Source organism: Glycomyces sp. TRM65418 (assembly GCF_019710475.1).
Taxonomy (GTDB): Bacteria; Actinomycetota; Actinomycetes; order Mycobacteriales; family Micromonosporaceae; genus Glycomyces.
The window spans coordinates 263,212-287,928 of sequence record NZ_JAJFAX010000006.1 but is presented as its reverse complement, the minus strand read 5'-3'; the positions used below and the strand labels follow the sequence as shown (position 1 = coordinate 287,928).

The 24,717-nt window shown below is 68.0% G+C and carries 21 protein-coding genes; 4 read left to right on the top strand and 17 right to left on the bottom strand.

Annotated elements, in window-relative coordinates; all coding sequences use genetic code 11:
• From K3N28_RS15605 to K3N28_RS15595, 3 genes are all read right to left on the bottom strand, one after another.
• Complete coding sequence (locus tag K3N28_RS15605) at positions 1–954, bottom strand: carbohydrate ABC transporter permease (RefSeq protein WP_228093473.1); 954 nt, start codon at positions 952–954, stop codon at positions 1–3.
• A 7-nt stretch (positions 955–961) separates the two neighbouring features.
• A complete protein-coding gene (locus tag K3N28_RS15600) occupies positions 962–2,308 on the bottom strand; it encodes a sugar ABC transporter substrate-binding protein (protein WP_228093472.1) in 1,347 nt (448 codons plus the stop codon).
• A 77-nt stretch (positions 2,309–2,385) separates the two neighbouring features.
• Positions 2,386–3,417: an NAD(P)-dependent alcohol dehydrogenase gene (locus tag K3N28_RS15595; protein WP_228093471.1), complete on the bottom strand. Its 1,032-nt coding sequence runs from the start codon at positions 3,415–3,417 to the stop codon at positions 2,386–2,388.
• A 148-nt stretch (positions 3,418–3,565) separates the two neighbouring features.
• Here K3N28_RS15595 and K3N28_RS15590 point away from each other — a divergent pair, with 148 nt between their 5' ends.
• The 3 genes from K3N28_RS15590 (at position 3,566) to K3N28_RS15585 (ending at position 5,412) form a co-directional block, all read left to right on the top strand.
• Positions 3,566–4,543 (top strand): carbohydrate kinase, encoded by a 978-nt coding sequence (locus tag K3N28_RS15590; RefSeq protein WP_228093470.1) that lies wholly within the window; start codon positions 3,566–3,568, stop codon positions 4,541–4,543.
• Between the two features lie 74 nt (positions 4,544–4,617).
• The gene (locus K3N28_RS23260; protein WP_255640281.1) at positions 4,618–4,746 is read left to right on the top strand and encodes a hypothetical protein; all 129 of its coding nucleotides are present in this window, start codon (positions 4,618–4,620) and stop codon (positions 4,744–4,746) included.
• A gap of 3 nt (positions 4,747–4,749) precedes the next feature.
• Positions 4,750–5,412, top strand: coding sequence for an alpha/beta fold hydrolase (locus K3N28_RS15585; protein WP_308062170.1), 663 nt, complete (start codon positions 4,750–4,752; stop codon positions 5,410–5,412).
• Between the two features lie 50 nt (positions 5,413–5,462).
• On the opposite strand, the gene K3N28_RS15580 is transcribed toward K3N28_RS15585, so the two are convergent.
• From K3N28_RS15580 to K3N28_RS15520, 13 genes are all read right to left on the bottom strand, one after another.
• Complete coding sequence (locus K3N28_RS15580) at positions 5,463–7,220, bottom strand: DUF2264 domain-containing protein (RefSeq protein ID WP_228093469.1); 1,758 nt, start codon at positions 7,218–7,220, stop codon at positions 5,463–5,465.
• Between the two features lie 64 nt (positions 7,221–7,284).
• Positions 7,285–8,475: an ROK family protein gene (locus K3N28_RS15575; protein WP_228093468.1), complete on the bottom strand. Its 1,191-nt coding sequence runs from the start codon at positions 8,473–8,475 to the stop codon at positions 7,285–7,287.
• Between the two features lie 141 nt (positions 8,476–8,616).
• Positions 8,617–10,194 (bottom strand): RICIN domain-containing protein, encoded by a 1,578-nt coding sequence (locus tag K3N28_RS15570; RefSeq protein ID WP_228093467.1) that lies wholly within the window; start codon positions 10,192–10,194, stop codon positions 8,617–8,619.
• A gap of 95 nt (positions 10,195–10,289) precedes the next feature.
• Entirely contained in the window at positions 10,290–10,994 is a 705-nt protein-coding gene (locus K3N28_RS15565; protein WP_228093466.1) for a hypothetical protein, read from the bottom strand.
• Positions 10,995–11,118: 124 nt separating this feature from the next.
• The gene (locus K3N28_RS15560) at positions 11,119–12,318 is read right to left on the bottom strand and encodes an RICIN domain-containing protein (RefSeq protein WP_228093465.1); all 1,200 of its coding nucleotides are present in this window, start codon (positions 12,316–12,318) and stop codon (positions 11,119–11,121) included.
• Between the two features lie 203 nt (positions 12,319–12,521).
• Positions 12,522–13,955 carry a cellulase family glycosylhydrolase gene (locus K3N28_RS15555; RefSeq protein ID WP_228093464.1) on the bottom strand — a complete coding sequence of 478 codons (1,434 nt, stop codon included), beginning with the start codon at positions 13,953–13,955 and terminating at the stop codon, positions 12,522–12,524.
• A 199-nt stretch (positions 13,956–14,154) separates the two neighbouring features.
• Positions 14,155–14,295, bottom strand: a complete 141-nt coding sequence (locus K3N28_RS15550) for a hypothetical protein (RefSeq protein ID WP_228093463.1) — start codon at positions 14,293–14,295, stop codon at positions 14,155–14,157.
• Entirely contained in the window at positions 14,289–15,200 is a 912-nt protein-coding gene (locus tag K3N28_RS15545; protein ID WP_228093462.1) for an alginate lyase family protein, read from the bottom strand. Before K3N28_RS15545 ends, K3N28_RS15550 begins: the two co-directional genes overlap by 7 nt.
• A 486-nt stretch (positions 15,201–15,686) precedes the next feature.
• A complete protein-coding gene (locus K3N28_RS15540; RefSeq protein WP_228093461.1) occupies positions 15,687–16,958 on the bottom strand; it encodes a DUF3500 domain-containing protein in 1,272 nt (423 codons plus the stop codon).
• Between the two features lie 141 nt (positions 16,959–17,099).
• The gene (locus K3N28_RS15535) at positions 17,100–18,047 is read right to left on the bottom strand and encodes a DMT family transporter (protein ID WP_228093460.1); all 948 of its coding nucleotides are present in this window, start codon (positions 18,045–18,047) and stop codon (positions 17,100–17,102) included.
• A gap of 250 nt (positions 18,048–18,297) precedes the next feature.
• Positions 18,298–20,832 (bottom strand): glycoside hydrolase family 2 protein, encoded by a 2,535-nt coding sequence (locus tag K3N28_RS15530; protein WP_228093459.1) that lies wholly within the window; start codon positions 20,830–20,832, stop codon positions 18,298–18,300.
• Positions 20,833–20,896: 64 nt separating this feature from the next.
• Positions 20,897–21,523, bottom strand: coding sequence for a beta-galactosidase trimerization domain-containing protein (locus tag K3N28_RS15525; protein WP_228093458.1), 627 nt, complete (start codon positions 21,521–21,523; stop codon positions 20,897–20,899).
• A complete protein-coding gene (locus tag K3N28_RS15520) occupies positions 21,415–21,864 on the bottom strand; it encodes a beta-galactosidase (RefSeq protein WP_228093457.1) in 450 nt (149 codons plus the stop codon). The genes K3N28_RS15525 and K3N28_RS15520 overlap by 109 nt, the downstream gene beginning before the upstream one ends.
• 552 nt (positions 21,865–22,416) lie before the next feature.
• Between K3N28_RS15520 and K3N28_RS15515 the strand changes: the two genes are divergently transcribed.
• The gene (locus K3N28_RS15515) at positions 22,417–23,391 is read left to right on the top strand and encodes an ROK family protein (protein ID WP_228093456.1); all 975 of its coding nucleotides are present in this window, start codon (positions 22,417–22,419) and stop codon (positions 23,389–23,391) included.
• A gap of 34 nt (positions 23,392–23,425) precedes the next feature.
• On the opposite strand, the gene K3N28_RS15510 is transcribed toward K3N28_RS15515, so the two are convergent.
• The gene (locus tag K3N28_RS15510; RefSeq protein WP_228093455.1) at positions 23,426–24,637 is read right to left on the bottom strand and encodes an ROK family protein; all 1,212 of its coding nucleotides are present in this window, start codon (positions 24,635–24,637) and stop codon (positions 23,426–23,428) included.
• Positions 24,638–24,717: the final 80 nt, after the last annotated feature.

Genomic DNA, 24,717 nt, shown 5'->3' with positions numbered 1-24,717 from the left:
TTACTTCTCCTCTCGGAACATGCCGGAGACGAGGCGCAGCGCGAACGTCACGATGACGATCGTGCCGATGACGACCAGCACGCCCGCCGCGGCGGATTCGCCGACGTCGAAGGCGCGGAAGGCCTTCTGGTAAATGAAGTACGGCAGGTTCGTCGTGGCCTGACCCGGCCCGCCCTGGGTGATCAGGTAGATCGGGTCGAAGGTGTTGACGATGAAGATGGTGCCGAGCACGACCGCCAGTTCGATGAACTGGCGCAGATGCGGCAGCGTGATGCGCCAGAACATCCGCACCGGTCCCGCGCCGTCCATGCGGGCGGCCTCCAGGATCTCGGTGTCCTGGCTCTGCAGTCCGGCGAGGACGATGAGCATCATGAACGGGGTCCACTGCCACACCAGCATGAGCACCAGCGAGAACAGCGGGTACTCCGAACCCCAGTCGACGCGCTCCACGCCGAACGGGGACAGCGCCCAGTTCAGGATCCCGAACATCGGATTGAACATCGCGTGCTTCCAGATCAGTGCCGCGGCGGCGGGCATGACCAGGAACGGCGTGATCAGCAGCGTGCGGACGAGATTGCGGCCCAAGAACTTCTGGTCCAGCAGCAGCGCCAGCGCGATGCCGAGCACCGTCGCCAGGACCACGACGGACGCGGTCAGGAACAGGCTGAGGAACACCGCGCCGCGGAAATGGGGGTCGCCGAGGATCGCGACGTAGTTGTCGAAACCGGCGAAGGCGCTCTGGCCCGGACGCAGCAGATTCTGGTCCTGGAAGCTGTAGTAGATCGTCACGACGAACGGAATCTGCGTCAGCAGGACGACCACGAGCAGGCCCGGCAGCAGCGGCCCGCGTCGGACCCAACGCTCACGGACGGGGCGTTTGACCTTCGTGCGGCTCTGGGGCCGCCCCGGCCCGCGGCGCTCGCGCGCCGCGGACGGGGAAACGGTTGTCGTCATAGGTCGATCACTGATCCCTGTAGCCGCCCTCGACGGCGACCTCTTCGGCGTACTCCTGCGCCTTCTCGAGTGCTTCGTCGACGGTCTGGTTCCCGGCGATCGCCGCGGAGATCTCCTGGCCCACCTTGGTGCCCAGGTCCTGGAATTCGGGGATGCCGATGTACTGCACCCCGGTCCAGTTCTGCTCGTACAGACCGGGCTTGTTCACATCGACGTTCTCAATCGCCGCGAGGGTCTGCGGGGCGAACGCCCTGGCCGCCTCGGCGTACTCGGGGATCTCATAGGTCGAGGCGCGGCTGCCCGGCGGGACGCGGGCCCAGCCCAGTTCCTCGCCGACCAGGTTCATGTAGTCCTTGCCGGTCGCCCAGGACATGAACTCCCAGGCCGCGTCCTTCTTCTCAGACGTCTCGGGGACCGCCAGGGACCAGGCCCACAACCAACCGGAGTGCTCGGTCTCCATCACTGGGGCCGGCACGTAGCCCATCTTCCCGGCCGCGTCGGAGGAGTTCGGGTCCTCCAGTACTGAGGCGGCGACCGTGGCATCGAACCACATCGCGGCATTGCCCTGGCTGGTGGCGGTCAGACACTCCGAGAAGCCTGCATTGGAAGCGCCGTCCTCGCCGTAGTTCCGGACCAGGTCCACATAGAACTGCACGGCCTCCTTCGTCTCGGGGCTGGTCAGCTGGGCGTTCCAGTCCTCGTCGTACCAGCGGCCGCCGAAGGTGTGGATCATGGTGTCCAGCGGAGCCATCACCTCGCCCCAGCCGGCCAGGCCGCGCAGGCAGATGCCGGCGACGTCATTCTCGGGGTCGTCGAGCTGCCTGGCGAGGTCGGCGACCTCGGTCCAGGTCGGGTTCTCGGGCATGGTGACGCCCGCGGCCTCGAAGAGGTCCTTGCGGTACATTAGGAATGACGATTCACCGTAGAACGGGACCGCATACAGACTGTCCTCGTAGGTCAGCGACTCGCGCACGGGCGGGAGCAGGTCGTCGACGTCGTATTCCGGGTCGCTCGCGTACTCGTCCAGGTTGGCCAGCCAGCCGTTCTCGGCCCAGATCGGCGCCTCGTAGGAGCCGATGGTGACGATGTCGTACTGGCCGGAGCCGGTGGCGATGTCCTGGGTGACCTTGTCGCGCAGTTCGTTCTCGGGCAGGACGACGAACTCGACCTTGTTGCCGGTCTCCTCCTCGTAGATCGAGGACAGCTGCTCCATGTCCTGCATCTGCGGGTTGGCGACCGTGGCGATGGTGATCGTGTCGGCGCCTCCACCGCCTGCGCCGGAACATGCGGCCGCGGCCAGCGCCGTGGCGGCGGCCACCGCCAGCAGTGTTCTGGTTCGGTAAGGGGTTTTCATCAGGACCTCCTCGTCCTATCGACGCTCAGCTTGAGCGTGCTTTCTCATTGAATGGGCAGGTAGGAAGTTGCGGGCCGTCATTCCTGTGGCAGGACGACCGCCTTGACCGAGGCCGGATCGCGCATGCCGCTGGTGAGGGCCTGTTCGGCCTGGGCGAGCGGGAAGCGGCCGGTGACGAGCCGGTCGAGGTCGACGCGGCCGGAGGCCGCGAGGTCGATCGCGGCGGGCCACGTGTTGGCGTAGCGGAAGGTGCCGGTGAGGACAAGCTCGCGTTCTTGGATGCGAGAGACGGGAAGGGCGAACTCGTCGCCGCCCATGCCGACGAGGACGACTCGGCCTGCGGGGGCGACGGTGCGGATCGCGGCATTGACGGCTTTCGGGTTGCCGGAGCATTCCAAGAGCACCGTGGGTTCGAAGGCGGCTTCGGCCAGGGGTGTCGATGCGACGTCGATTGCGCCGGTGGCACCGAGTTCGGCCGCCAGCGCCAGGCGCTTGGGGTTGACGTCGGTGACGACGACTTCGCTCGCGCCGAAGGCGCGGGCGGTCTGTGCGGAGACGAGTCCGATGGGGCCGGCGCCGGAGACGAACACGCGGTCACCGGGGCCGACGTTCGCCTTGCGGCAAGCCCAGACTCCCACCGAAAGCGGTTCGAGCAGAGCGGCGGCCTCGTCGCTGAGCGAGTCGGAGACGGGGTGGGCGAACTCCTCGTGCAACACGACGTACTCGGCGAAGGCTCCGTCGATCGGGGGCGTCGCGAAGAACCGCATGTCGAGGCACAGGTTGTAGCGGCCCGCGCGGCAGTGCACGCAGGTGAAGTCAGGGACGCCGGGTTCCAGCGAGACCCGCTGGCCGACACGGTGGCGCGCGGCGCCTGGGCCTCGATCGACGATGACGCCGGAGGCCTCATGCCCCAGGACCAGCGGCTGTTCGACGACGTACTGGCCGATGCGGCCGTGCTCGTAGTAGTGCACGTCAGAGCCGCAGACGCCGACGGCGCTCACTTTGATCAGCACCTGGCGGGGGCCGGGCTCGGGGACGGGCCGCTCGACGAGGGCGACGCTGCGGGGTCCCCGCAGGACCGACGTTCGCATGGACTGCGGCAGTGGCATCCGGACACATCCTTGTGGCTTGAGGTTCGAGGTGGCTAACTCTTATCGTAAGATGTGAGAGATATTAACATATAATTTGTTAACTCGATAGATGGTCGTCACATGTTGATGGGCGTCGTCGGAAGCCCAACGCATTGAAGGAGATCGGATGTTCACAGTTATCGGCGAGAGCCTGGTCGACCTGGTGAGGTGGGAGGGAGCGACCGCTCCGGTCGCGGAGCACCCCGGCGGATCACCCGCCAACGTCGCCCTCGGCCTCGCCCGCTTGGAGGAACCGGTCACGCTGGTCACGCGGCTCGGTCAGGACACGAAGGGCGCCGTCGTTCGCAGCCACCTGACGGACTCCGGAGTCCAGGTGCGCACGGTCGGCTCAGACGCCGCCACCGGCACCGCGACCGCCGTCCTCGACGCGAACGGCGGCGCCCGCTACGAGTTCGACCTCGGTTGGGATCTGCCCGAAACCCTGAATCTCCCCCGCGAGACCACGTGCCTGCACACGGGCTCGCTCGCCACCTCTCTCGACCCGGGCGCAACGGTCGTGGAAGCGCTGCTCGAGCGCGAGCGGCGCTCGGGGCACCGCACCATCAGCTTCGACCCCAACATCCGTCCCGCACTACTGCCGTCCAGGGACGAGGCGCGGGCTCGCACCGAGCGCCAAGTCGTTTCGGCGGACGTGGTGAAGGTCAGCGACGAGGACTTGCGCTGGCTCTACCCAGAAACGGCACCGCAGCGCGTTGCAGCCGACTGGCTCGGGCGCGGCCCGGCGATCGTGGTGGTGACCCTCGGCGGCGACGGCAGCCTGGCCCTCACCGGCGAAGGCCTCGTCCGTCGCCCTGCGCCGACCGTCGACGTCGCCGACACCGTGGGAGCCGGCGACGCCTTCACTGCCGGCATGCTCCACCAGTTGGGCCGCGAAGGTCTGCTCGGTGGCGGGAACCGGGATGCCCTGCACCACATCAACCCCAAACAGGTGATCCGAGTGCTCGACACTGCGGCGGCCGTCGCCGCGCTCACCTGCGCCCGCCATGGCGCCGAACCGCCGAATCTCCACGAACTCGCCACCCATCTCGCGGGCGACCGAGCCGCTCAGTCGAGCATCGCGTCAGTAGCGCTGCGATCCGCCTAGAAAACGCCTACCGTACGACTTCCGGCAGTCCTCCAACCTGCCAGCTCATCACCACTATGCAGAGGACGAACACCATGACGAGCGAATCAGTTCGACAGGTCTACGCGACCTCCGCCGACGGCACGAAGATCGCCGCCACGGTCACCGGGCAAGGGCGTCCGCTGGTGATCTCCCCCGGTGCCCTCAACCCCGCCCAGGACTGACAGCTGCTGGCCGACGCGCTCGCTCCGCATTTCACCGCCTACGCGGTCGACCGCCGCGGCCACGGCGCCAGCGAGGACGGCCCCGAATTCGACTTCAAGCGCGAGCAGGAAGACATTGCCGCCGTGCTCGACCTCGCAGGTCCCGACACCATCCTCTTCGGCCACTCGTACGGCGGGCTCATCACCCTGGGCCTCGCCCCGTGGCAGGCCCCTGCCGCCTTGATCCTCTATGAGCCCCCCGGTCCCGCTGCACGGTCCGGTCGGCGGGGACGCCATCCCCCTTACGAGAAGCTCGTGGCCGAGGGCGACTACGCACAGGCCCTCGAATTCTGCCTACGGAACTTCCTGCGGATGCCGGACGAGGCGATCGAGGCGTTCAGCGCCAGTCCCATGTGGGCTGCCCGGGCGTCCATGGCGCCCACCTGGGTGCACGAGCCGCGGGCGATCGACGGCTTCGGGGACGACCTCGACCGGTTCGCCTGGATCACCTGCCCGACGCTCCTCGTCACCGGGGAGCTCAGCCCTCCCTTGCTCCTGGAAACGTCGCAGCGTCTCCAGGGCGCCATGCCCGAAGCACGGCTCGTCCACATCCCCGGCCACGCGCACGAGGCGTACTTGACCGCCCCTGCTGTGCTGGCCGAGGAGATCCGCCGCTTCATCGAATGATGAACGCTCGATTCCAGGGCAGTGTGACCTCCGCGTCCGGCCTGTCGCCGTCACCAGTCGTCGAACCGGGCGCGGAGCTCCTGCGGGAATGGGCATATCGGGCCGCGGCCCACGGCGGCCGCGCAGGCCAGGCGATGCTCGCCGGGAGCCAGCACTCCAGTGAGGACGGGCAGGATTGAGCGCGGCCACAGCAAGTGCGTCCCGGGCACGGGGCGAATGACCGCCGGGGCGCGGTTCCCGTGGAGCTCGAGGATCCTGCTCTCGACACCGCCGCTCTTCGCCCACGCCTCGGTCTCGCTCGCTGCCTCGTCGCTCCCGTCGTCGCCCCACGGCACGCACCAACCGCCTTCGCCGATGTGGACGGCAGTCGCGCATCGGATGCGGTGCAATCGCAGATGCCATCCGCCGTGGGCCACCAGCTCCGTCTCGATGTCGACTCCGGGAAGCGGGCTCCACTCCATCGAGGCGGTGTCGCCATCGATAGTCCCGTCCGCGGAATCGGCACGACCGTGCCAGTCCCGGCCGTCGAGCGAGAACACCAGCGACGAATCCGGGGCGGCGAACTCCAAGCCGCTGCCGACCGTCGGCTGCGAGAACGCGGCCAAGCTGGAGTAGGCGAACTTCGCGTAGGCGGCCCGGCCGCCCTTGGCCCAGGTCGGCTCCGACTGAGCGTTCAGCCGCACCACGTCGCCGTGCTCGTCGCGGGACATCACCGCCAGAGCGTGCGGCTGCGAGTGCACCGTGACGCTGCCCCGCTCAGGCGCATCCGGTTCGCTGGTCCAGAAGGGATGATCGAGCTCGGTCATCAACGGAAGGAAGCACTTCATGGCCCAGTAGGGCGAACCCGCTGAAATATAGTGCTCGACGTGGGCGCTGTTGGCGTAGCCGTAGCCGACGGTGAGGCGTCCCGACTCGTCGAGGATCGGGCGGTCCCACCACCATGCCAGATGCCGCTGTGCCAATCCGCGGATCTCGGCCCACGGCAGGGGCGCCGCGTCGGCCAACGGCAGCGCTCCCCAGAACGAGCCGGCCGCGAAGCGGTAGCCGAGACTTCGCCCATAGGGGACGGATGCGCCGTCCTGGCCGAACCATTCGGCGAATTGCGCGGCGAACCGCGATGCGGCAGGGAGGAACCGCTCGTCACCGGTCAGGTGCGCGAGGAGCGGTCCGTAGAAGTGGAAGCCGAAGGGGTTGTAGTAGTCGACCCGGCCGCCCGGTCCGTCGGTGTACCAGCCGTTGCCGATCGCGAATTCGGCGAGGCGGTCCAGATGGGCCCGCTCGATGGAACGGTCGCGGTCGATACCCGCCGCGTCGAGCCCAAGCCCTGCGAGGATCGGGAAGAACCGCCAGTTGTTGTCGAAGGGGGAGCCTCGATAGGCCTTCGCCAGCCACGCGGCGAGACGGTCGCGTTCGGGCCCGGTGAGCGGTTCCCACAACTGCTCGCGCGCCGCGGCGACCGCGAACCCGACCGAGGCCGATTCGACCAGGATCTGCGGCGATCCTCGGCCGGGATCGCCGACGTACCAGGAATGGGAGGGGTCGGTGGCAGCAGCCAGCGCGTTCCTGACGTCGGTCCACAGCTCAGGAGCGCCGAAGCCGCCTGCTGCCGCGGCCGCCAGGCCCCATAGAGGACGAACGAGGCACTCGAACCAGCTGGCGTTCCGGTCGTGGTTGCTCATGGTCACCGGCTGACGCTCCGGCCCGCGTGCGGCTGAACGTATTGCGGGCGCGCAGAGTGCGATCGCGGCCTGGGCCCAGCCGTCCCGGGTCGGGCCCAAGGGGCCGAACTGCTGTGTGGGAGTAGGCATGACAGCACCCTAACCGTTTCGCTCCGAAAGGCCGCTGGAAGCGGTCAGCCGCCATACAGCCGGGTCAGTGGCGGGTGGGAGAGAAGAGGGCCTGGATGCTGGCGGCCGCGGCGCCCCGCGCCCATTCTTCGAAGGGGAGCGGCCGGACCACCAGCGCGCACCGGCCCGCGGCGCCGAAAGCGTTCGCGGTGAAGGTTCGCTGCACTTGGTCGGCGAAGAGGTCGTAGGCGGCCAGTCCTTCACCGGAGACGATGATCAGCTCCGGGCCGACCAAGGTGGCCACGGTGGCGAGAGCCAGTCCGATTGCGTGCCCGGCTTCGTCGAACGCGGCGTGGGCGGCAGGATCGCCGTCCCGGGCCAGGCGAACGGCCTCGGTCATGGTGAGGTCCGGATCGCCGACACCGTCGCGCACTCGGGCCACGATGGCGCGTTCCGAGGCGATCGTCTCTAGGCAGCCGCGCCCGCCGCACTGGCAGACGGCCTCCTCACCGCTCACCGGAAGATGGCCGATCTCCCCCGCCACCCCGTACGAGCCGGCGACCATGCCGCCGTTGAGCATGAGCGCCCCGCCGATGCCGGAACCGACGGTGACCAGGGCGAAGGAGTCCGACCCAGCGCCTTCGCCGAACCACCACTCGGCGATCGCCAGCGCCTTGACGTCGTTCTCCACCACAGTGGTGAGGCCGGTAGCGCGGCCGAGCATGTCGCCGAGTGGAATGTCGTGCCAGTCCAGGAACGGTGAGTACCGGACCAGGCCGGTGCGCCGGTCCACGTCGCCGGCGACCGCGAGACCGAGGCTACGACAACGGTTCTGGTACACCAGGTCGCGGCCGCGCAGGTCCTTGACGATTGAGGCGATCGCGTCGGCCACTGCGCCTGGCTCAGTACTCTCCAAGGGGCGGTGTGCGGCGGTGCGCACCTCCGCCCGCAGGTCGGTGACCACTCCGATCACCTCGTCCCCGGTGACTTTCACACCGATGAAGTACTCGCGATCCGCGTGGATGGCCAACGGGCTGGTCGGGCGGCCCGGGCCGCTCGCGATACCGTCGGCGCCCGAGGCGGATTCGGTGAAGTAGCCCGCCGCCAAGAAGGGGCGAGCGGTCTTGGTGACCCCGGCCCCGGACAGCCCGGTCAGCCGTGCGATCTCGGCGCGGGACACCGGCTGCCGGGTGAGCACCGTCGTGAATACGGCGACCGAGGCCGGATTGGTCGAGGGCTCCCAGAGCGCATCGGTGGCGGCGCGGAGGTGTGGCATGGCGCTAACGTACACGCGTCCTCCAAGGTCATCGCCGGGCTCGGCTAGGCGACCACGTCGTGGCGCCTCAATGCACGACCGCCGCCCGTCCTCCGGTCCGGATCTGCAACGGAGGAACGGGCGACGGCCGCACACCTCGGGTCAGGCGCGGTTCCAGCGCTGGTTGGCCTGACCGCTGCAGTCCCCGATCACCACACGGGTGCCGTTGGCACTGGCCCCGCCGGTCACGTCGAGGCATTTGTTCGCACCCACGGCGGTGATGGTGCCGTCGCCGTTGAATCGCCACTGCTGGTTGCTTTGGCCGTTGCAGTCCCAGATGATCACGGGACTGCCGTTCGCGGTGGCGCCTCCTGAGACGTCGAGGCACTTGTTCCCGTAGACACGGAGCTCCTGGGCGGCAGTGCTGGTCCAGGCCTGGTTCGTCTGGCCGTTGCAGTCCCAGATGACGACGGCGGTACCGCTGGCCTGAGATGCGCCCGTCACGTCAAGGCATCGCCCCGAGGTCTCGCCGCGAACGGCGCCGTCTGTGGGTTCGGTGATGCCGCCGCCGGTCACGATGTACATCGCCGCACCGTGGGCGGGGACGGAGGCGCTGATCGTGCCGGCCGAGGTGCTGGTCGTGTGCGACCAGAGGTCTCGCACCCGGTACAAGTCGGCGCTGCCGAGGCCGAGCGCACTGGCGGTCGTGGACACGGTCGAAGTGCTGCCGCCGCGGTTGAGGAGCACCGTCGCGACCGAGCCGTCGGACATGGGTTTGCGCCAGACTTCGAGGTTGCCGCTGTCGCTGATCTTGTGGCCCTGCCGTCCGCCCCAGTCCTGATTGACGCCGATGACTTCGGTGTTGGTCAGGATGGTGTGGGTCGCCTCCGACATCGACCGGAGATCGTTGCCCGCCAGCAGAGGCGCGTTCAGCAGCGCCCAGAGGCTGAAGTGGGCGCGCGACTCGGTGTCGGACAGGCCCGGGTTGCCGACCTCGAGCATGTCGGGGTCGTTCCAACCGCCGGGTCCGGCGTAAGAGTCCTTGCCGACCTGCTGGTCCAGGATGCTCATCACCGAACTCCAGTTGTCGGTGATATCGCCGGTGGTGCGCCAGGAATTGCCCACGGCGTCGCCCCAGGTCCAGACGTTGTGCTGGCCCCAGTTGCACAGGCTGAACAGGATCGGGCGGCCCGTGGCCGCGAGCGCGTCGCGCATCGCGGTGTACCGGTCTTGCGCGGAGCGGCCCTGGTGGTCGCCGCAGTTGTCGTATTTGAGGTAGTCGATGCCCCAGGAGGCCCAGAGGGCGGCGTCGCGCCGCTCGTTGCCGAGGCTGGCGGGGAATCCGGCGCAGGTGGTCGTCCCCGCCGAGGAGTAGATGCCGAGCTTGAGGCCCTTGCTGTGGACGTAGTCGGCGAGGGCCTTCATGCCGCTGGGGAACTTGTCGCGGTCAGCGACGAGGTTGCCGCCGGAGTCGCGTTCCCATTCCATCCAGCAGTCGTCGATGTTGACGTACTCGTATCCGGCGGCGGCCATGCCGCTGGAGACGAGGAGGTCCGCGGTTTGGCGGACCAGGGTCTCGTTGATGTCGCAGCCGAAGGTGTTCCAGTTGTTCCAGCCCATCTGCGGTGTGAGGGCCAGTCCGTTGTCGAGCGCCTGTGCCGGGGGTGCGCTGACGAGTAGGAAGGGGACTGTGATAGCCGTGATGAGCCCAGACAGCAGCAGGGCGAGGGTTCTGCGCATGACACGCACTCCTGATTCGGGTCGGTGGGCCCGCGTGCTCCGCGGGCAGTCGTGAGGTTCGGCGGCCGGCGCCCCGGAGGGCACCGGCCGCGGGGTCAGAATCCGGCGACTCCCCAGGAGGAGGCGCTGTAGTTGCCGTGGCCGAACTCCCAACCGGCCTGGATGCTGTTGAGGTAGTCGTTGCCGCTGTACCAGCCGTTCGCAATGCCGTGGTTGAAGAACGGCGAGAGGCTGCCCGACCACCAGCCGCTGTTGGCTCGGTCGAGATAGGACATCGTCAGGCCGCCGTTGGGCCAGTGGTAGAGGTACACGTCCCACTGGCGGCCCCCGAGACCGACGTTCGTGGCCCACGGCACCGGGTTGCCGGCGGAGTCCCAGTTGTCGGATAGCGGCTTGTTGCGGGAGTAGCTCAGCCAGATCATGATCTCGTTGAGCGAGTTGCGGCCCTGCGGTGCGGCCTGCGGATCGATGAAGATGTCGTAGGTCGAGTTGAAGCCGGCGTCCGATGCGGGCGACGAGGACTGCGAGAACCAGGTGGTGGCGGTGGAGGGGATGGCGTTGAGCCGCTTGGGGAGGACCGTGCCGGGAGACCAGGTCCCCCAGTCCTCGCCGTAGACCTGGGCGACGTATCCGGTGCCGTCGGGGGCGTTGACGCCCCAGCTGTCGGCGTTGTCGCACCAGGTCGAGATGCTGCCCGAGGTGGGGAAGTACTTGAAGTAGTAGCCGCCGCACGTGTCGGCCTGCGCGGCCGAGGGCAGAGCGACGACGGTGAAGATGACGGCCAGCGAAGCCGTGGTCATCAGAGTGATCAGGGAACGTAGGCGATTCACAGTGGACCTCTCGAGGAGAATCGATGAATGCGATGGCTGGGTGGAGCGACGGTGCGGACGGGGATCATGCCCGCGCCGCCGGGTTCGTCCGGTGTCAGCTGATAGCCCACTGCTGGTTTTGCCCTGAGCCGCAGTCCCACTGGGTGAGCCGGACGCCGTCTGCGGTCGAGCTGCCTGCGATGTCGATGCATTTGCCCGAATGACGCGCGATCAGTCGGCTGTAGCCGCCTCCGGCGTCCTGGACCTGCCATTGCTGGTTGGCCCCGCTGTTGCAGGACCACTGGAGGATCCTGGCGCCGTTGGCGGTCGAGGCGCCCTCCACGTCAAGGCATTTGCCCGAATGGCCGGCGACGAGTCGCACGTAGCCGCCTCCCGCGTCTTGGAGCCGCCACTGCTGGTTGGCGCCGCCGCTGCAGGTGTATTGGGCGACCTCGGCGCCGTCGGCCGTCGAGGCGCCGATGACGTCGAGGCACTTGCCCGAGTGCCTGGCGATCACCCCGGAGTCGGAGCCGCCGGGGCTCCCGCTCCCGACGTTCACCGAGTAGGCGGTGGTAGTGAGCGTGCCGGTGCCGTGGAAGACCTCAGTGCCGGCTTGGACGCTGGTGAGGTATTTGCTGTCCGGGACCCAGCCGCGGGTGACGAGGTTGTCGAGGAAACTGCTGAGGTTGAGGTCGACCGAGGTGCGGTTGCTCGTGGCGACGAACGAGAATACGTTCCAGCCGATGTTGCCCCGGTGGAGGTTCCAGTTGACGCCGTCGATGGTCACGTTGGCGACCACGTTGCCGATCGGGCCCGCGCCGCCGGAGCTGTAGGGCCAGATCATGATCTCGTCGGTGGGGTTGTGCTCGTAGGTGGGGTCGGGGCGCTCGTGCAGCCACATGTCGTAGGCGACGTTCATGGTGCCGGGGTTGCTGGAGACCTGAAAGTCCCAACTGGACGTCACGTCTTGGGATCCCGAAAGCCGCACAGGAAGGCCGCTGTTCGGGTTCTTCCAGCCCCAGTGCCAGCCGAGGACCGCACTGGCGTAGGACTTGACGCTGTTCTCGCCGCCGTTCCAGGACCAGTCGGTGGACCAGCCGATGGTGTCGCCGCTGGTGTAGTTGTCGCTGACGCACTGCCAGCCGCTGCCGGAGCCCTGGCCCCACAGGTTGTTGTTGAGCCAGTACTTGCCCTGCGTGATCGAACCGAACGCGTCGCAAGTCGTCGCCGCCTGTGCCGGGCTGGCGACGACACCGCCGATGACCGCCGTCAAGCCGGCGACCAGCAGGATGAGCAGTGAACGGAGTTTGGCCACCGCAGGCCTCCTTCGATGGGAGCATTAATTTACTAACTAGGTAAATTAATCACATCGACATACATAGATGCAAGGATTCTGCGAACCTCAGTGGCAACGCGATCGCTCCTCCGCATCTCAGGCCACGGCGCTCACCGCCGCGTGGCGAACATGCAGCGGCGGACCGCCCCCGCGAGGGACGGCCCGCCGTATCGAGGTTCGAGTCAGGGCCGGTTGGCGAGCGCCTCCTTGATGCCTTCGCCGTAGCCGGTCGGCGTGCCGTCCCAGTCACTGATCAGGCCCGGCATATCGCAGCTGGGGTACCAGCTCCAGGCGGTCCAGCCGATGCCGCGGGCGTCAGCCCAGTCGATGAGCAGGTCGCTCCAGTCGTGGTTGCAGCCGGCGTCGCCGAACTCGGCGAACATCGTCGGGACCTCGGCGGCGATCGGCGCGATGTCGGCGTCCCAGCAGACCTGCGTGTTGCAGCCGGTCTGCTCGTAGACGTGGACGCTGGCGACGAGGTTGTCCTCGGGGTCGCTCGGCATGTAGTCGAGATAGCCGCCGCAGCCGTTGCCCCACCAGTTGCAGGTGACGACCACCGGTTGGGTCGCGCCGGTCGAGCGCACGGCGTCGACGAGGTCCTGCATGCCGGCGGCCTCCCAGCCCGCGTCGACGGTGCAGCCGTCCCTCCAGCATTCGTCAGAGATGTCGTGCGGCTCGTTGTACAGGTCGTAGAGGACCGCGGGGTTGTCCTTGAAGCGCTCGGCCACCGAGGTCCAGAAGTCCGGGGAATGGTCGGCGTCGGCCATCTGCTGCTGCCCCTCGGCGGGTTCGGTTCCAGGCGAGCTCCAGTGCAAGTCGAGGATGACGTAGATCCCGGCCTCGGTCAGGCGGGTCACCCAGTCCTCGATGAAGGCGCGGTAGTTCTCGCCGGTCCACTCCGGAACGGTCTCGCCGTAGCCGAGCCAGCATTGCTGGTTCATCGGCACGCGGATGGCGTTGGGCTCCCATGAGGCCATGAGGTCGATCGCGGCGTCGTCGCTGGGGCCGTCGATGAAGCCCCAGCCGTGGATGCACGGCCACTCCGTGCCGGTGCGGTTGAAGCCGTTGAGGATCACCGTTTCGCCGGACTCGTTGACGAGTTCGTTGCCTTCGGCGTGCAGGGCGCTCGGGGTACCGCCGGGCGGCTCGGAGGTGGGGTCCGTCGTGGGGTCGGTGGGCGTCTCGGAGGGCTCGCCCTGCTCGCCGCACGCGACACCATTGACGGTGAGTCCGGTGGGGGCCGCGGTGGAACCCGAGCCGATGAAGCCGAAGACTTGACGAGTCTGCCCTGCCGCGATGGAGCCGTTCCAGCCGACGTCGGTGCCGGAGAAGACGCCACCGGTCTGGTTCCAGTCCACGTTCCAGGCGCTGGTAACGGTCGTGCCTTCCGGGAAGGTCCACCCGATGTCCCAGCCGTCGATCGCGTCGCCGGAGGTGATGCTCACGCTGGCCTGGAATCCCGAGCTCCAGGAGCTGAGCACGCGGTAGTCGACCTCGCATCCTTCTTGCGCCGAGGCCTGGTTCGCCGTGGCAAGGCCGATCGCCGCGGCGATCATCGCGGTCGTCGTGACCGCCGTGGACGCCAGGCGTTTTCGATTGCTGCTGCTGAGTCGCATTTGTTCATTCCTTCGGATCGCCGTGAGGGAAGCGCTCCCAGATTAAATCGATCATCTTCTATCTACTTAATCTCGTCAAGTACTTCGGCGGAACTTTCTTAAGTCGATCAAGTACCTCGTGGCGGCCGACGGAAGGAAGGGTGCCTCCGGCTGGGCGCGCCCTTCCTCTCTCGCGCGGTCGGTCAAGCCGGGATGCCGGTCACCGGAAGGTGTGTGTGCCGAAACCCAGGTGGTCGTACCCGCCGCTGGTGTTGCCGCGGTAACCGCCGCCGTTCTCAACACCGAGCCCGTCGGCGTAGGAGACGACATAGGGGACGTCAAGGCAGGGGCGGTTCACCAAGTGGTCCGGACCATGCCCCAGATCGGGCTTGTGTCGCCCCGTTGCCACGAGCCGATCGTCGCCTCGGTCTTCCAGGAACAGTTGGTGCGCTGCTGCCAGGAGTAGGAGGTGCAGGGCACGCTCGTTCCGCCGTTGTAGCGGGCGATGTAGTGCGCCGCCTTGGCGTAACGGTTCCCGTCGGTGCCGTACAGGTCGATGCCGCGCTTCCACGCCATCTCACACAGCACCGTCATCCAGCCGAAACCGCCCATGGTGTGCACTTGGTCGCGGCCGGACTCCTCCCCCTGGTAGTAGCGGTTGTTCTCGTGCATGGAGTTCGCGGCGCGGTAGATGCAGCCGTTGCCCACACCGCCGTGGAAGTAGTTCACGGCCTGGTTCACCATGCCCTGGTCGTCCAAGAACGACCCGATGGCGAAGACCGACGCCATGTCGCAGGTGTCCCAGTTCACGCGGTAGTGGGTATCGCAGGCGCCATTGTGGCTGACGAGGAAGTCGTTGTTCATCGGGTAGAAGATGTTCCCCAGCATCGACTGGAAGCAGCCGAGATCGAAGCCGGGGTAGCCGCGCAGGAGCTCGCCGACGTTGGCGAGCCGCCAGCCCTGGGTGCCCGCCATGAGAAACCGGTGCGCGTTGCCGCCGAGGGCCTGCAAGCTGCCCGACCAGGCATTAGCGATGTCACGGCCCTCGTTGCCGTGGGCGGTGTCCCCTCTGATCCTCCAGGTCAGCGCGTTCTGGTACATGGCGTGGACGTCGGGCATGAACTGGCCGTAGTTCCGGCCCGTCCCACCGCGGATGACCGCGGCGGTGGGGCGCGGCGCACGACTGAGGCGGGCGAGTGGGCTGCCCTGCACCAGCTGCCAGGTCTGCGTGGCGAGCGAGTCGCCGGAGGCGATGAGCGACTTCACGCGATTGAAGTCGGCCTGGTCGTGCAGCAGAGCCGGGTGCGCGAAGGCCTGAGCGGTGACCTCGTCGAAATTCCCAGAGCGGCAGGATCTCCGGGCTGGCCCACCACTACCCCGACGAGATGCCGCTGGCCGTCCCGATGTCCACGCCCGGGCGCGAGATCGCCGATCAGACCCTCGCTCTGGGAAGACCGCGAACGCTCAGCGGGCTCCCGCCGGGGCCGAGGCGCTGGTGGAGGGCGTGGCTCCGGGAAAGGGGGACGCGGTCGGCGCGTGGAAGGCGCTCGACTCGCCCGAGCCGCCCACTCGCGAAGAGGCCGCCGAACGGCGTCAGGCGGCCAGGGCCACCGGTTCCGAGACTCGGCGAGCCGACGCGGACGGACGGCTGGCCTTCGAGCTGGTCCTACAACCGTGGACGGTCGTCTCGATCCGCCAGCAGTGGCCGCGACGGTGCCGGTCCGCTCGGCTGCGCCGACCGGCACCGTTTCGCTAGTGGTCGAGTTCGAGGTGAAGTCGCAACAGGTCCATCCCGTAGTCGTTGCCGTTCGGCGTCCGCACCAGCGTGTGGATGTGCTGACGGGTCGGGCTGCCGCCCTGCTCGGACCCGTACGAGGCCGCGGCCGGTCCCGGCGACTGTGCGTCGTACTGGATGAGCACCACCGGGGACTGGATGCGGTAGTAGAAGACCGAGTCCTCCTCGGTCTCCCCCACCCACATGAAGTAGGTGTCGTCGAGATGCGCCTCGATCTCGTCCATGCGGATTTCGGCATGGCCCTCGTCGAGGTTGTTGATGTAGACCGCGCACAAGGCGAGGAGGAGGGTGCGCTGGTCGTCGGTCATCTCCGAGGCCTGAAGTCCCTCGTAGGGGACCTCCGTGTTGTCGCCTCCCGCGCCTGCCACCTCGTTCGCGCTCCCCTTGTCCGAAGAGGTGAGCGCAACCGACCGCCGATCATCGTCGAGGGCGTTGACCAGGGCCAGCCCGGCGTCAGCGTGCTCGGTGAACAGCACGATGTCCTCGCCGTCGTAGGTACCCTCGGCAGGCTCGGTGCCCATGAACGTCGGGCTCATGACCACCTGGTCCCCGAGGACGAAGTAATTGATCACGAGGTGGTGGCCCTGGTACTGCCAGCCCCACGGGTCCGTATCAGACGGTGTGCCCATCACAGTGATGTAGTAGGCGTCCTCGTTGAACTGGTCGGTCTGGCCCATGGCGTCGCCGGCGTACTGGTTGAGCTTCATGATGTTCTGCGAGATCGTGAGCCCGTCGGCCGAGAGCCCCGCTCCGATGAGATCGAACACCAGCTGCTTCTGGTCGTCGTCGAGGTCGGCCATGGTGACGCCGTTGCGTTCGTAGTTGTGGATGTTCGACCAGTCGAACCACTGGTCCGACTCCACGTCGTAGAGCGTCGCCTCCCGCTGCTCATCGCTGAACCCCGCCAGCATCGCCGTCGCAGCGGCGATCACACCCGCGGTGCTCACCCCGGTCGAGTGGATCTCGTAGAGATCGTCTATGACAGTGCCGTCGGTGGTGACTCCCACGAAGTCGTCATAGGTGATCGCTTCCGATCCGCCGGGACCGCCTTGGCCGCCGTCGGGCATTCCCCCTGTGGGAGCATCGGTGGTCTCCTCTTCGGCGGTGGTGTCACCCGAGCAACCCGACATGATCGCCACTGCTGACACCCCGCCCAAGAGCAGAGAACGGTTCATGACCGTGCGGCGGGTCAGCGTCTTCACTGCGGTGTTCGGTGTGTGTCCGTTCATGCGCCGAACCATAGCCAGCCACGACTTACGTCTCCTGCCGATTCGCTCAGAATTCCAGTAGATCGGGCAACTGGCCGATTCGCGCCTCGCGGACCGCGGTCGGACGGAACACCGAAAGCGCCCGGCATTCCGTCCGACCGGCTACGCCCGTGACTCGACTACGGCCAACGCCGCGATCGACCCCAGCATGATCAGCGCCCCGGAGGCCGTCGCGACGGTAAGCGGCTCGCCCAGGAACGCCACCGCGAGCACCGCCGCCGTGGCCGGCTCCAACAGCATCATCACCGAGGCGGTCGTCGCCCGCACCCTCGCCGCACCGGCGAAGTAGAACGGGTACGCGAGCGCGGTCGTGAACACCGCCAGGTAACCGATCAACGCCGCAACGTGCGCGAGCTGGTCCATCGGCGGGACGAGCCCTTCAAGTGCCGCCGGAACCACGAGCACTGCCGCACCGATCCCGAACGCCCACACCGTCAGAGTGAACGGGTCCTCGCCCCGCTCACCGAGCCTGCGGCCGATCAGCGTGAACGCGGCGTACCCGGCCGCCGACAGGACCGAGAGCGCGACACCGGCGGGTTCGACGACGCCCTCGCCATTGCCGCCGACCAGGACGGCCAGGCCCGTCAGGGCTCCGGCGATGGCCGCCACCGCGCCCAGACCGATCCGTTCGCCCAGGAAGACCCGACCGCCGATCGCGGTCAGGATCGGACCGGATCCGAGCGTAATGATGGTGGCGACTGCGACGCCGGTGAGGTCGACGGCCATGAAATAGCCGGTCTGGAAGACCGCCATGGCGACCCCGAGGCCGCAGAGGGTCGCGAGGCGAGAGCGCCCGCCTCGGGCCCGGGAGGTCCGACCGCCGCGCCTGCGAAGCACGGCGATGACTGCCAGGAGCAGGACCATGCCGGCGAGGTGCCGCCAGAACGACAGGGCGATCGGCCCCATGTCGCTGGAGCGGTAGACGAGGTCGGATACCGGCCCGGTGGTGCCCCAGGCGAGGCCGGTGACGGTGAGGAAGATCAGGCCGCGGCGTGCGGCGGCCCGCTGTCGGGCGCGCGGGCGCGCCAAGGTTTCGGTGGTGGTCTGCAAGTTGCGTTCCCCAGAAGAGCGAAGCGGAAGATGGCCTTCGTCTGCGGGCGCAATACAAACTCGTACCGGGCCGTGCCCGGTACGTCAGTGAGGTTCGAAGCCCGCCTTAGACGGCGGGCGGGGGAAGCAGACCGTGAGAGCGCATGGCGGCAAGAATACAGCCGCGACAGCCCGCTTGCCAGCCGCAGCCTCCAGCGGTGACCGTGGAGCGGCCCGCCCGGTACGAACCGGACGGGCCGGAATCCCGTGGCTAAAGCAGGTCGTTGGCGCAGCGCAGAGCCGCGGCGAAGTCCTGCGGGTCGCTGCCTGCCGGTGATTCGATCCGGATCGCGGCGGACTGTCCGGCGAGCAGTGTGACCATCCCCCTGTCCGCTCGCGCAAGTGGGTCGACGGTGTCGGCATGGCAGAACACGTCCCGGGCGAGCGATGCCGCGGTCACGTGCAGCACGCAGCCACCGTCGGACGCCACGGCCTCGACGAGCAGCGGACTCGGATCGAGGATCTGGTCGACCACTTCGGCGCCGTAGCGGAGCGCGGTCGCGAATCCCGCGTCGCTGTCGTCGGGGACGGCCGCGATCACCTCGGCGCGCGGGTCGTCGAACGCGGCGACCTCGGCCGGCACGGTGATCGTGGCGGCACCGCGGGCCGGCGCTCGCGCCTCGACGACGGCCTTGGCGAGCACGGTGCGGTCGAAGGCCTCGCGGGTGATGGTGAACGTGCCGGCGTAGGGCTCGCCGGTGTCATTGACCAGTACGAGCACGAGCGCGTCGGGCTCGGGTTCGGTCCCCTCCCAGGCCCCGGATCGAGCCCGGTCGGACGCGCGGAGCTGCAGGGTGGCCAGGCGCGGCGCGTAGGCGTCGCGCAGGGCGTGCCACAGCGGTTTCCGGTGTTCGTTGTAGTCGACGGCGGCCCACGAGACCACGGGCCAGTTGTCGTTGAGCTGCCAGAGGATCGTGCCAGTGTTGTGGGGCGAGAGCGAGCGGAAGTGCTCGACCCCGAACCGGATCGCGTGCGCCTGGTTGAGCTGGGTCGTCCAGTGCCAGTCCTCGATGGACTCAGGATCGGGCAGATGGCCCTGCCAGCCGCGCTGGAGTTTGGCGTTGCCGAGGTTCGCCTTCTGGTGGACCGACATCTCCGCGCCGAACGGGTCGAGCGGCTCGTCGTGCACCGCCGAGACGAGGGTCGACCACGCGGGCGGGGCCTGGAAACCGAATTCCGCGACGAACCGCGGCCGGTACTTTGCGTACATGGTGTAGTCCTCGCGGTTCCACACGTCCCAGATGTGGACCGAGCCGTACCGCGGGTCGTCGGGATCGCGGTAGTCGCCGAAGGAGAACGGGCTCGACGGGGTGTAGGGGCGGGTGCCGTCGAGCTCGGCGACCAGACGAGGGAGCAGGTCGGAATAGTAGGCGTCGCCCCAAGGCCGGCCGTTGAGCCGGCCGGCCCAACCCCAACCGGCCCAAGCGGCGTGAATCTCATTGTTGCCGTTCCACAGTACGAGCGAGGGGTGCGGGCTAAGACGGGTGACATTCTCGCGGGCCTCGGCCTCGACCTCGGCGCGCATCGGCTCGTCCTCGCTGTAGGCGGCGCAGGCGAACGGGAAGTCCTGCCACATGAGCAGCCCACGCTCGTCGGCGAGGTCGTAGAGGTCATCGGACTCGTAGATGCCGCCGCCCCACACGCGCAGCAGGTTGACGTTGGCCTCCAGGGCGTCGGCAACTCGGCGGGCGTACCGGTCGCGGTCGATCTCGGTCAGGAAGGCGTGGTCGGGAATCCAATTGACGCCGCGTACCAGGATGGCTTCGCCGTTGACTTTCAGAACGAACCGGGACCCGGCATCGTCGGGGCCGGTGTCGAGCTCCACCGTGCGGAAGCCGACGCGTCCGCACCAACCGGCGGCGCCGGCTTCGACCTCCACTTCGTACAGGGGCTGTTCGCCGTACCCGACCGGCCACCACCGCTGCACGTCCGGCACCAAAACGGTCAGCACCGCCGTGGTCGCACCCGCCGCGACGACACCTGGAACCCGCAGGGTCCCACCGTCGGGGCAAGCGACCGTGACCGACAGGTCCACGGCCGCGTTCCCTTCGGCGCGTTCGATGTCGACGTGGACCGTCAGGACTCCGTCGTGGCCACCGTCGCGGTCGACCACGTCCACCAGCGGCCGCACGGACGCGATGCGCACTCCCGACCAGGAGTCGATACCGATCGGCTTCCAGATCCCGGCCCCGGCCACGTCGATGCCCCAGTCCCATCCGAATGAACAGGCCATCTTGCGGATCTGGTTGTACTCGTGGTGATTGACGCGCGGCAGCGCGCCGTCCCGGTCCGCTCGGGCCTGCGCCTCGGGCACCGGCGCGGCGAAGGTGACCGCGAGCGTGTTCTCGCCTTCGCGGAGCAGGTGTCGCACGTCCCAGCGGTAGGAGCGGTGCATGTTCTCGGTGCGCCAAATCTCGTTGCCGTTGAGTTCGACGGCGGCGACCGTGTCGAGGCCGTGGGCGACCAGGTCGTGGCGCGCCGACCCGTCGTCGTTCCAGTCGAAGTCGGTGGTGAAGCGCCACGCGGTGTCGCCGATCCATTGTTGAGCAGATTCGTTGTCGCCGTCGAACGGGTCGGCGATGAGCCCGGCCCGGCGCAGGTCGAGGTGGGCCTCGCCCGGGACGGCGGCCGGAATGCCGGTGGCGAGCGGCGCGGCGGCTACTTCAGGGGCGTCGGCGGGGAGGTCTGCGGCGGTGAGGGTCCAGCCCTCGTGGAGGGCGCGGAAGGTCGACGGCAGGTACGTCATGGGAAATCCTCAAGTCGGTGGGACATGGTCGTACTGGGACCCGCGGATACGGGTCGAGGGCGGGTCAGGTTGCCGGCGTGGGGTTCCCGGTGGACCGGTCCGGTTCGCGCACGACGCGGACGCCACCCGCGGGCCCGACTCGGGTGCCGGAGAGCAGGTCAAGGCCCTCCGCCGTGACTGCCCGTTCAGTGTCGGTGTGGTTGAGCAGGAACAGGTATGAGCAGTCAGGGCCGATACGGCGCGCGGCTTCCAAGCCGGGATCGGCCTCCAGGATCCGCAGCAGGTCGGCCTCCTCGACGAGCCTCTCCACGATGCGGTCGACCGCCTCGGGCTGCAGCGGGGCCGACACGTACCAGGCCGTGCCGTTGCCCACCTGGCGGCGGGTGACGGCGGGGCCGCCGGCGAGGGAGCTCGACGCGTACCGGACGATCGGCTCGGCGCTGTCGAGGTACACGCGCTCGGTCCAGTCCTCCACGAGAGCGCCGTCCTCGAGCGTGACCTGCTCGCCCTCTTGCAGCGGATAGAACTCGTCGCACCGGACGCCCAACACGTCACGGAACGCGCCAGGGAAGCCACCGGTGATCACCTTTCCGTCCTCGCCGCAAATACCGGAGAGGTAGGTGACCAGGAGGGTGCCGCCTCGTTCAGGGACGGCGCGCAGCCGTTCGGCGGCATCGTCGTCGACCACCATGAGCGTGGGGACGATGACGAGGTCATACGCATCGAGATCGACGCGGCGGTCGTGGTGGCGAGGTCGATCCCGATGGCGGTGCCGTGCAGCAGGTCGACGATCTCGTCCATCCATGACCAGTCGCGGATGCCGTCCGCGGTCTCTACAGTGCCCCAGGCGAAGATGCCGAGCGACACGAGATTGACGCAGGCCTCGCGCATGAGCCGCACGTCCTCGTCCCAGGTCGCGCGGTCCCACTGCTCGGGGTTGTAGTCGACGCCGAAAGCCAGACCGTCCGTGAGCTGCACGGGAGGCGGAGACGGAGAAGGTTCCGGCACGAGTGCCGCCTCGAACTCGATCACGATGCGGTCCTCCGGATGGTCGGCACGAAGCCTTGCGGGGCTCCCGCCCGGACGTTGCGCAGGGTGCTGTTGAGCGGCGACATCGTCGTCCTTTCACGTCCGGGACAGCCTGCCCGGGGAGCCGAGGGGTAGCGTCGCCAAGACGCCGCAATCATTATTAATCAGCTAAATTTAGCTTGTCAAGAATCATTCGCCGGTCTTCATTCCCGGTGATGTCCGGCCGAGAGCGACACCGAGACGGATTCCGGTGGAAAAGGCGGCCGAGTATGTTGAACGCTGCAGCCCAGCGGGCCATCCAGTAGGGAGCATGTGTTGAGATCGTTCGGATCGGAAAGTCGCGTGCCGACCCTGGCCGCGGTCCTCGACCTCATCCGGGAGCGATCCGCGGTCAGTCGAGTCGAGCTCGCCGAGGCGACCGGTCTCACCCAGGCCACCATGACGCACGCCGTCCGCAAACTCATCACCCTCGGCTTCGTGCACGAGGTCGGCACCGCTCGCTCGAACGGCGGAACGCCGCGCCGCCTCCTCGGACTCCGACCGGAGGCCTGTTACATGGTCGGCATCCAGTTCGACTCGTTCGCGGCGATGGGCGTGGTCGTGGACCTGGCCGGCCGCGTCCTTGCGCAACAGGCCTTGCCGGCCCCCGGTGAGCGCCAACCTGCCGAGGTCGTGGTGGAGTTCGCCGAACACGTGCGGGCCATGCTGGACTCCGCAGCCGTCGCCCCCTCCGATGTGCTCGGCATCGGCCTCGCGACCTACGGGCCGCAGGACCGCGACCAGGGTGTCCTGCTCACCCCGCAGCCGACCCGCGAATGGCTCGGGTACCCGCTGGCGGCGACCCTGGCCGAGGCGACCGGCCTGCCTGTGGCGATCGAGAACGACGCCACCGCTGCGGGCATCGGGGTGCACACGCTTGCGGGCGCACCATCGAGCTTCGCCGTGGTCTTCATGTCGGGCGGCATCGGATCCGGCGTCATCCTCGACGGATTCCCCTACCGCGGAGTGACGTCGAACGGCCTGGAGCTCGGCCATATCTCCGTCGATGCCTTCGGACCGCGATGCGACTGCGGCAACCGCGGCTGCCTCGACTCCGTCGCCGGGTCGATAGCGGTCGTCGACCGCGCCCTGGGAGATCGTGCGCTGGCCTCACGCCTCGGACTCGGCAGCGATCCGCTCACCGATTTCAAGCGCATCGGGCGCGCGGCGATCGCCGGCGACCCGGACGCGGCCGCGCTCATCGATGCTTCGGCGCAGATGATGGGGATCGCGGCCGTGACCCTGGTGAACCTCTTCGACGTGGGTCGGGTCGTGCTCGCCGGGAGCGCCTTCACCGATATCGGGCCGATCTACCGGGACGCCGTTCAGGAGTTGCTCGACGAGTCGGTGTTCATGCGCCATGTGCACAACGTGCGTGTGGACCTCGCTGACGACGTTTCCCTCGCCGCGGCGATCGGCGGCGCCGTCGTGGTGCTTCGCAATCTGCTGGAGTCACCGAACCTCGGCGGCCGGGTGGTAAGCCCTTCCTGAACTGACAGCGGACGAGCATCGCGCCCGGGCCTCGTCAGAATTGCAGGCAGGAGCGGATCGCGACGACGGCTCCGGCACGGGCCCACTCCACGAACTCGAACGGCTGGATGTCAATGGATATCGGGGCTCCCGTGTGGTGCCGGTGTATTTCGATCGAAGCGTCCAGCTCGGTTCGCGCGAGTTCGGTGAGGGCGATGCCGTCCCCGGTGATCACGAACTTCTCCGGATCGATCGCGTTCGCGATCGTCGCGACCAAAACGCCGAGCGCGTGTCCGGCCTCGCCGAAGACCATTCGGGCCGCAGGATCGCCGCTCCTGGCGAGCTCGACCGCCGCCTCGTAATCGAGCCCCGGGGTGCGCAGCGCTCCGACGATCGACCCGTTCGGGACATAAGTGCTGAGGCAGCCCCGGTGGCCGTGCTCGCATCTGCGTCCTCCGGGGTCGATGGGCAGGTGGTCGAGGCGGCCGGCCTTCCCCTGTGCGCCGTCCACGATCCTCCCGCCCACCACCAGACCCACTCCGATGCCGGTGCCGACGGTGACCAGCGCCATCGACTCGTAGCCTGCGCCGACACCGAACCAGTGCTCGGCCGCGGTCAGCGCGCGTACGTCGTTCTCCGCGATGACCGGTATCCCCACTCGTTCACAGACCAGATCCGCGAGTGCGACTTCACTCCAGCCGAGGAACGGCGATTCCACCACGATCTGGCGGCCGCCCGAATTCTGCACGTCGCCGGCGAGACAGATTCCTACCGCCGCGATGTCCGGATGGCTCGCCGCAAGGAGTTCGTGGACACGGTCGAGCTGAGCGACCGCGTCGCCCACGGCCTGCGAGTCCAGTGGTTCCTGGTGAGCGGTGAGCACCTGCGCGGTCAGGTCGGTGACCACGGCGAACAGGGTGTCATGGGTCAGCTTGACGCCCAGGAAGTTTCGCGCGCCCGGGCGGATGTTGAGCAACTCGCTGGGTCTGCCGGTGGCGCCGCGCAGCTCCGTCGCGCCTTCCACGACGAAGCCTTGCTCCACGAGTGTCCGCGTGACTCGGGTGAGACTCGACGGCGACATGCCGAGTAGGCGCGCGAGCTCGGCCCGCGACTTCGGGCCGTGGATGAGCAACTCGCGCAGGGCACTGCGTTCAACGCTCCGAAGCGACGGCCACGGCTCGGGGACTACGGCCCTCGGCCCCGGGCGGCCCGCCGGATCTCGCTCCCATCTTTCTTCCAGATCGATATTTTCCAATTGATTTTTCATACCATAACTTCCTATAAATACGTTTTGTCTAGTTGTCGAGGCCGATTGTTCGCGCTGACTTAGTTGCAACTATCGACAAA

What these genes read in the sequence shown, in the direction of transcription:
- K3N28_RS15605 (WP_228093473.1), bottom strand. Translation starts at nt 954, where the DNA reads ATGACGACAACCGTTTCCCCGTCCGCGGCGCGCGAGCGCCGCGGGCCG.
- K3N28_RS15600 (WP_228093472.1), bottom strand. Translation starts at nt 2,308, where the DNA reads ATGAAAACCCCTTACCGAACCAGAACACTGCTGGCGGTGGCCGCCGCC.
- K3N28_RS15595 (WP_228093471.1), bottom strand. Translation starts at nt 3,417, where the DNA reads ATGCCACTGCCGCAGTCCATGCGAACGTCGGTCCTGCGGGGACCCCGC.
- K3N28_RS15590 (WP_228093470.1), top strand. Translation starts at nt 3,566, where the DNA reads ATGTTCACAGTTATCGGCGAGAGCCTGGTCGACCTGGTGAGGTGGGAG.
- K3N28_RS23260 (WP_255640281.1), top strand. Translation starts at nt 4,618, where the DNA reads ATGACGAGCGAATCAGTTCGACAGGTCTACGCGACCTCCGCCGACGGC.
- K3N28_RS15580 (WP_228093469.1), bottom strand. Translation starts at nt 7,220, where the DNA reads ATGCCTACTCCCACACAGCAGTTCGGCCCCTTGGGCCCGACCCGGGAC.
- K3N28_RS15575 (WP_228093468.1), bottom strand. Translation starts at nt 8,475, where the DNA reads ATGCCACACCTCCGCGCCGCCACCGATGCGCTCTGGGAGCCCTCGACC.
- K3N28_RS15570 (WP_228093467.1), bottom strand. Translation starts at nt 10,194, where the DNA reads ATGCGCAGAACCCTCGCCCTGCTGCTGTCTGGGCTCATCACGGCTATC.
- K3N28_RS15565 (WP_228093466.1), bottom strand. Translation starts at nt 10,994, where the DNA reads ATGACCACGGCTTCGCTGGCCGTCATCTTCACCGTCGTCGCTCTGCCC.
- K3N28_RS15555 (WP_228093464.1), bottom strand. Translation starts at nt 13,955, where the DNA reads ATGCGACTCAGCAGCAGCAATCGAAAACGCCTGGCGTCCACGGCGGTC.
- K3N28_RS15540 (WP_228093461.1), bottom strand. Translation starts at nt 16,958, where the DNA reads ATGAACGGACACACACCGAACACCGCAGTGAAGACGCTGACCCGCCGC.
- K3N28_RS15530 (WP_228093459.1), bottom strand. Translation starts at nt 20,832, where the DNA reads ATGACGTACCTGCCGTCGACCTTCCGCGCCCTCCACGAGGGCTGGACC.
- K3N28_RS15525 (WP_228093458.1), bottom strand. Translation starts at nt 21,523, where the DNA reads ATGGTGGTCGACGACGATGCCGCCGAACGGCTGCGCGCCGTCCCTGAA.
- K3N28_RS15515 (WP_228093456.1), top strand. Translation starts at nt 22,417, where the DNA reads ATGGTCGGCATCCAGTTCGACTCGTTCGCGGCGATGGGCGTGGTCGTG.
- K3N28_RS15510 (WP_228093455.1), bottom strand. Translation starts at nt 24,637, where the DNA reads ATGAAAAATCAATTGGAAAATATCGATCTGGAAGAAAGATGGGAGCGA.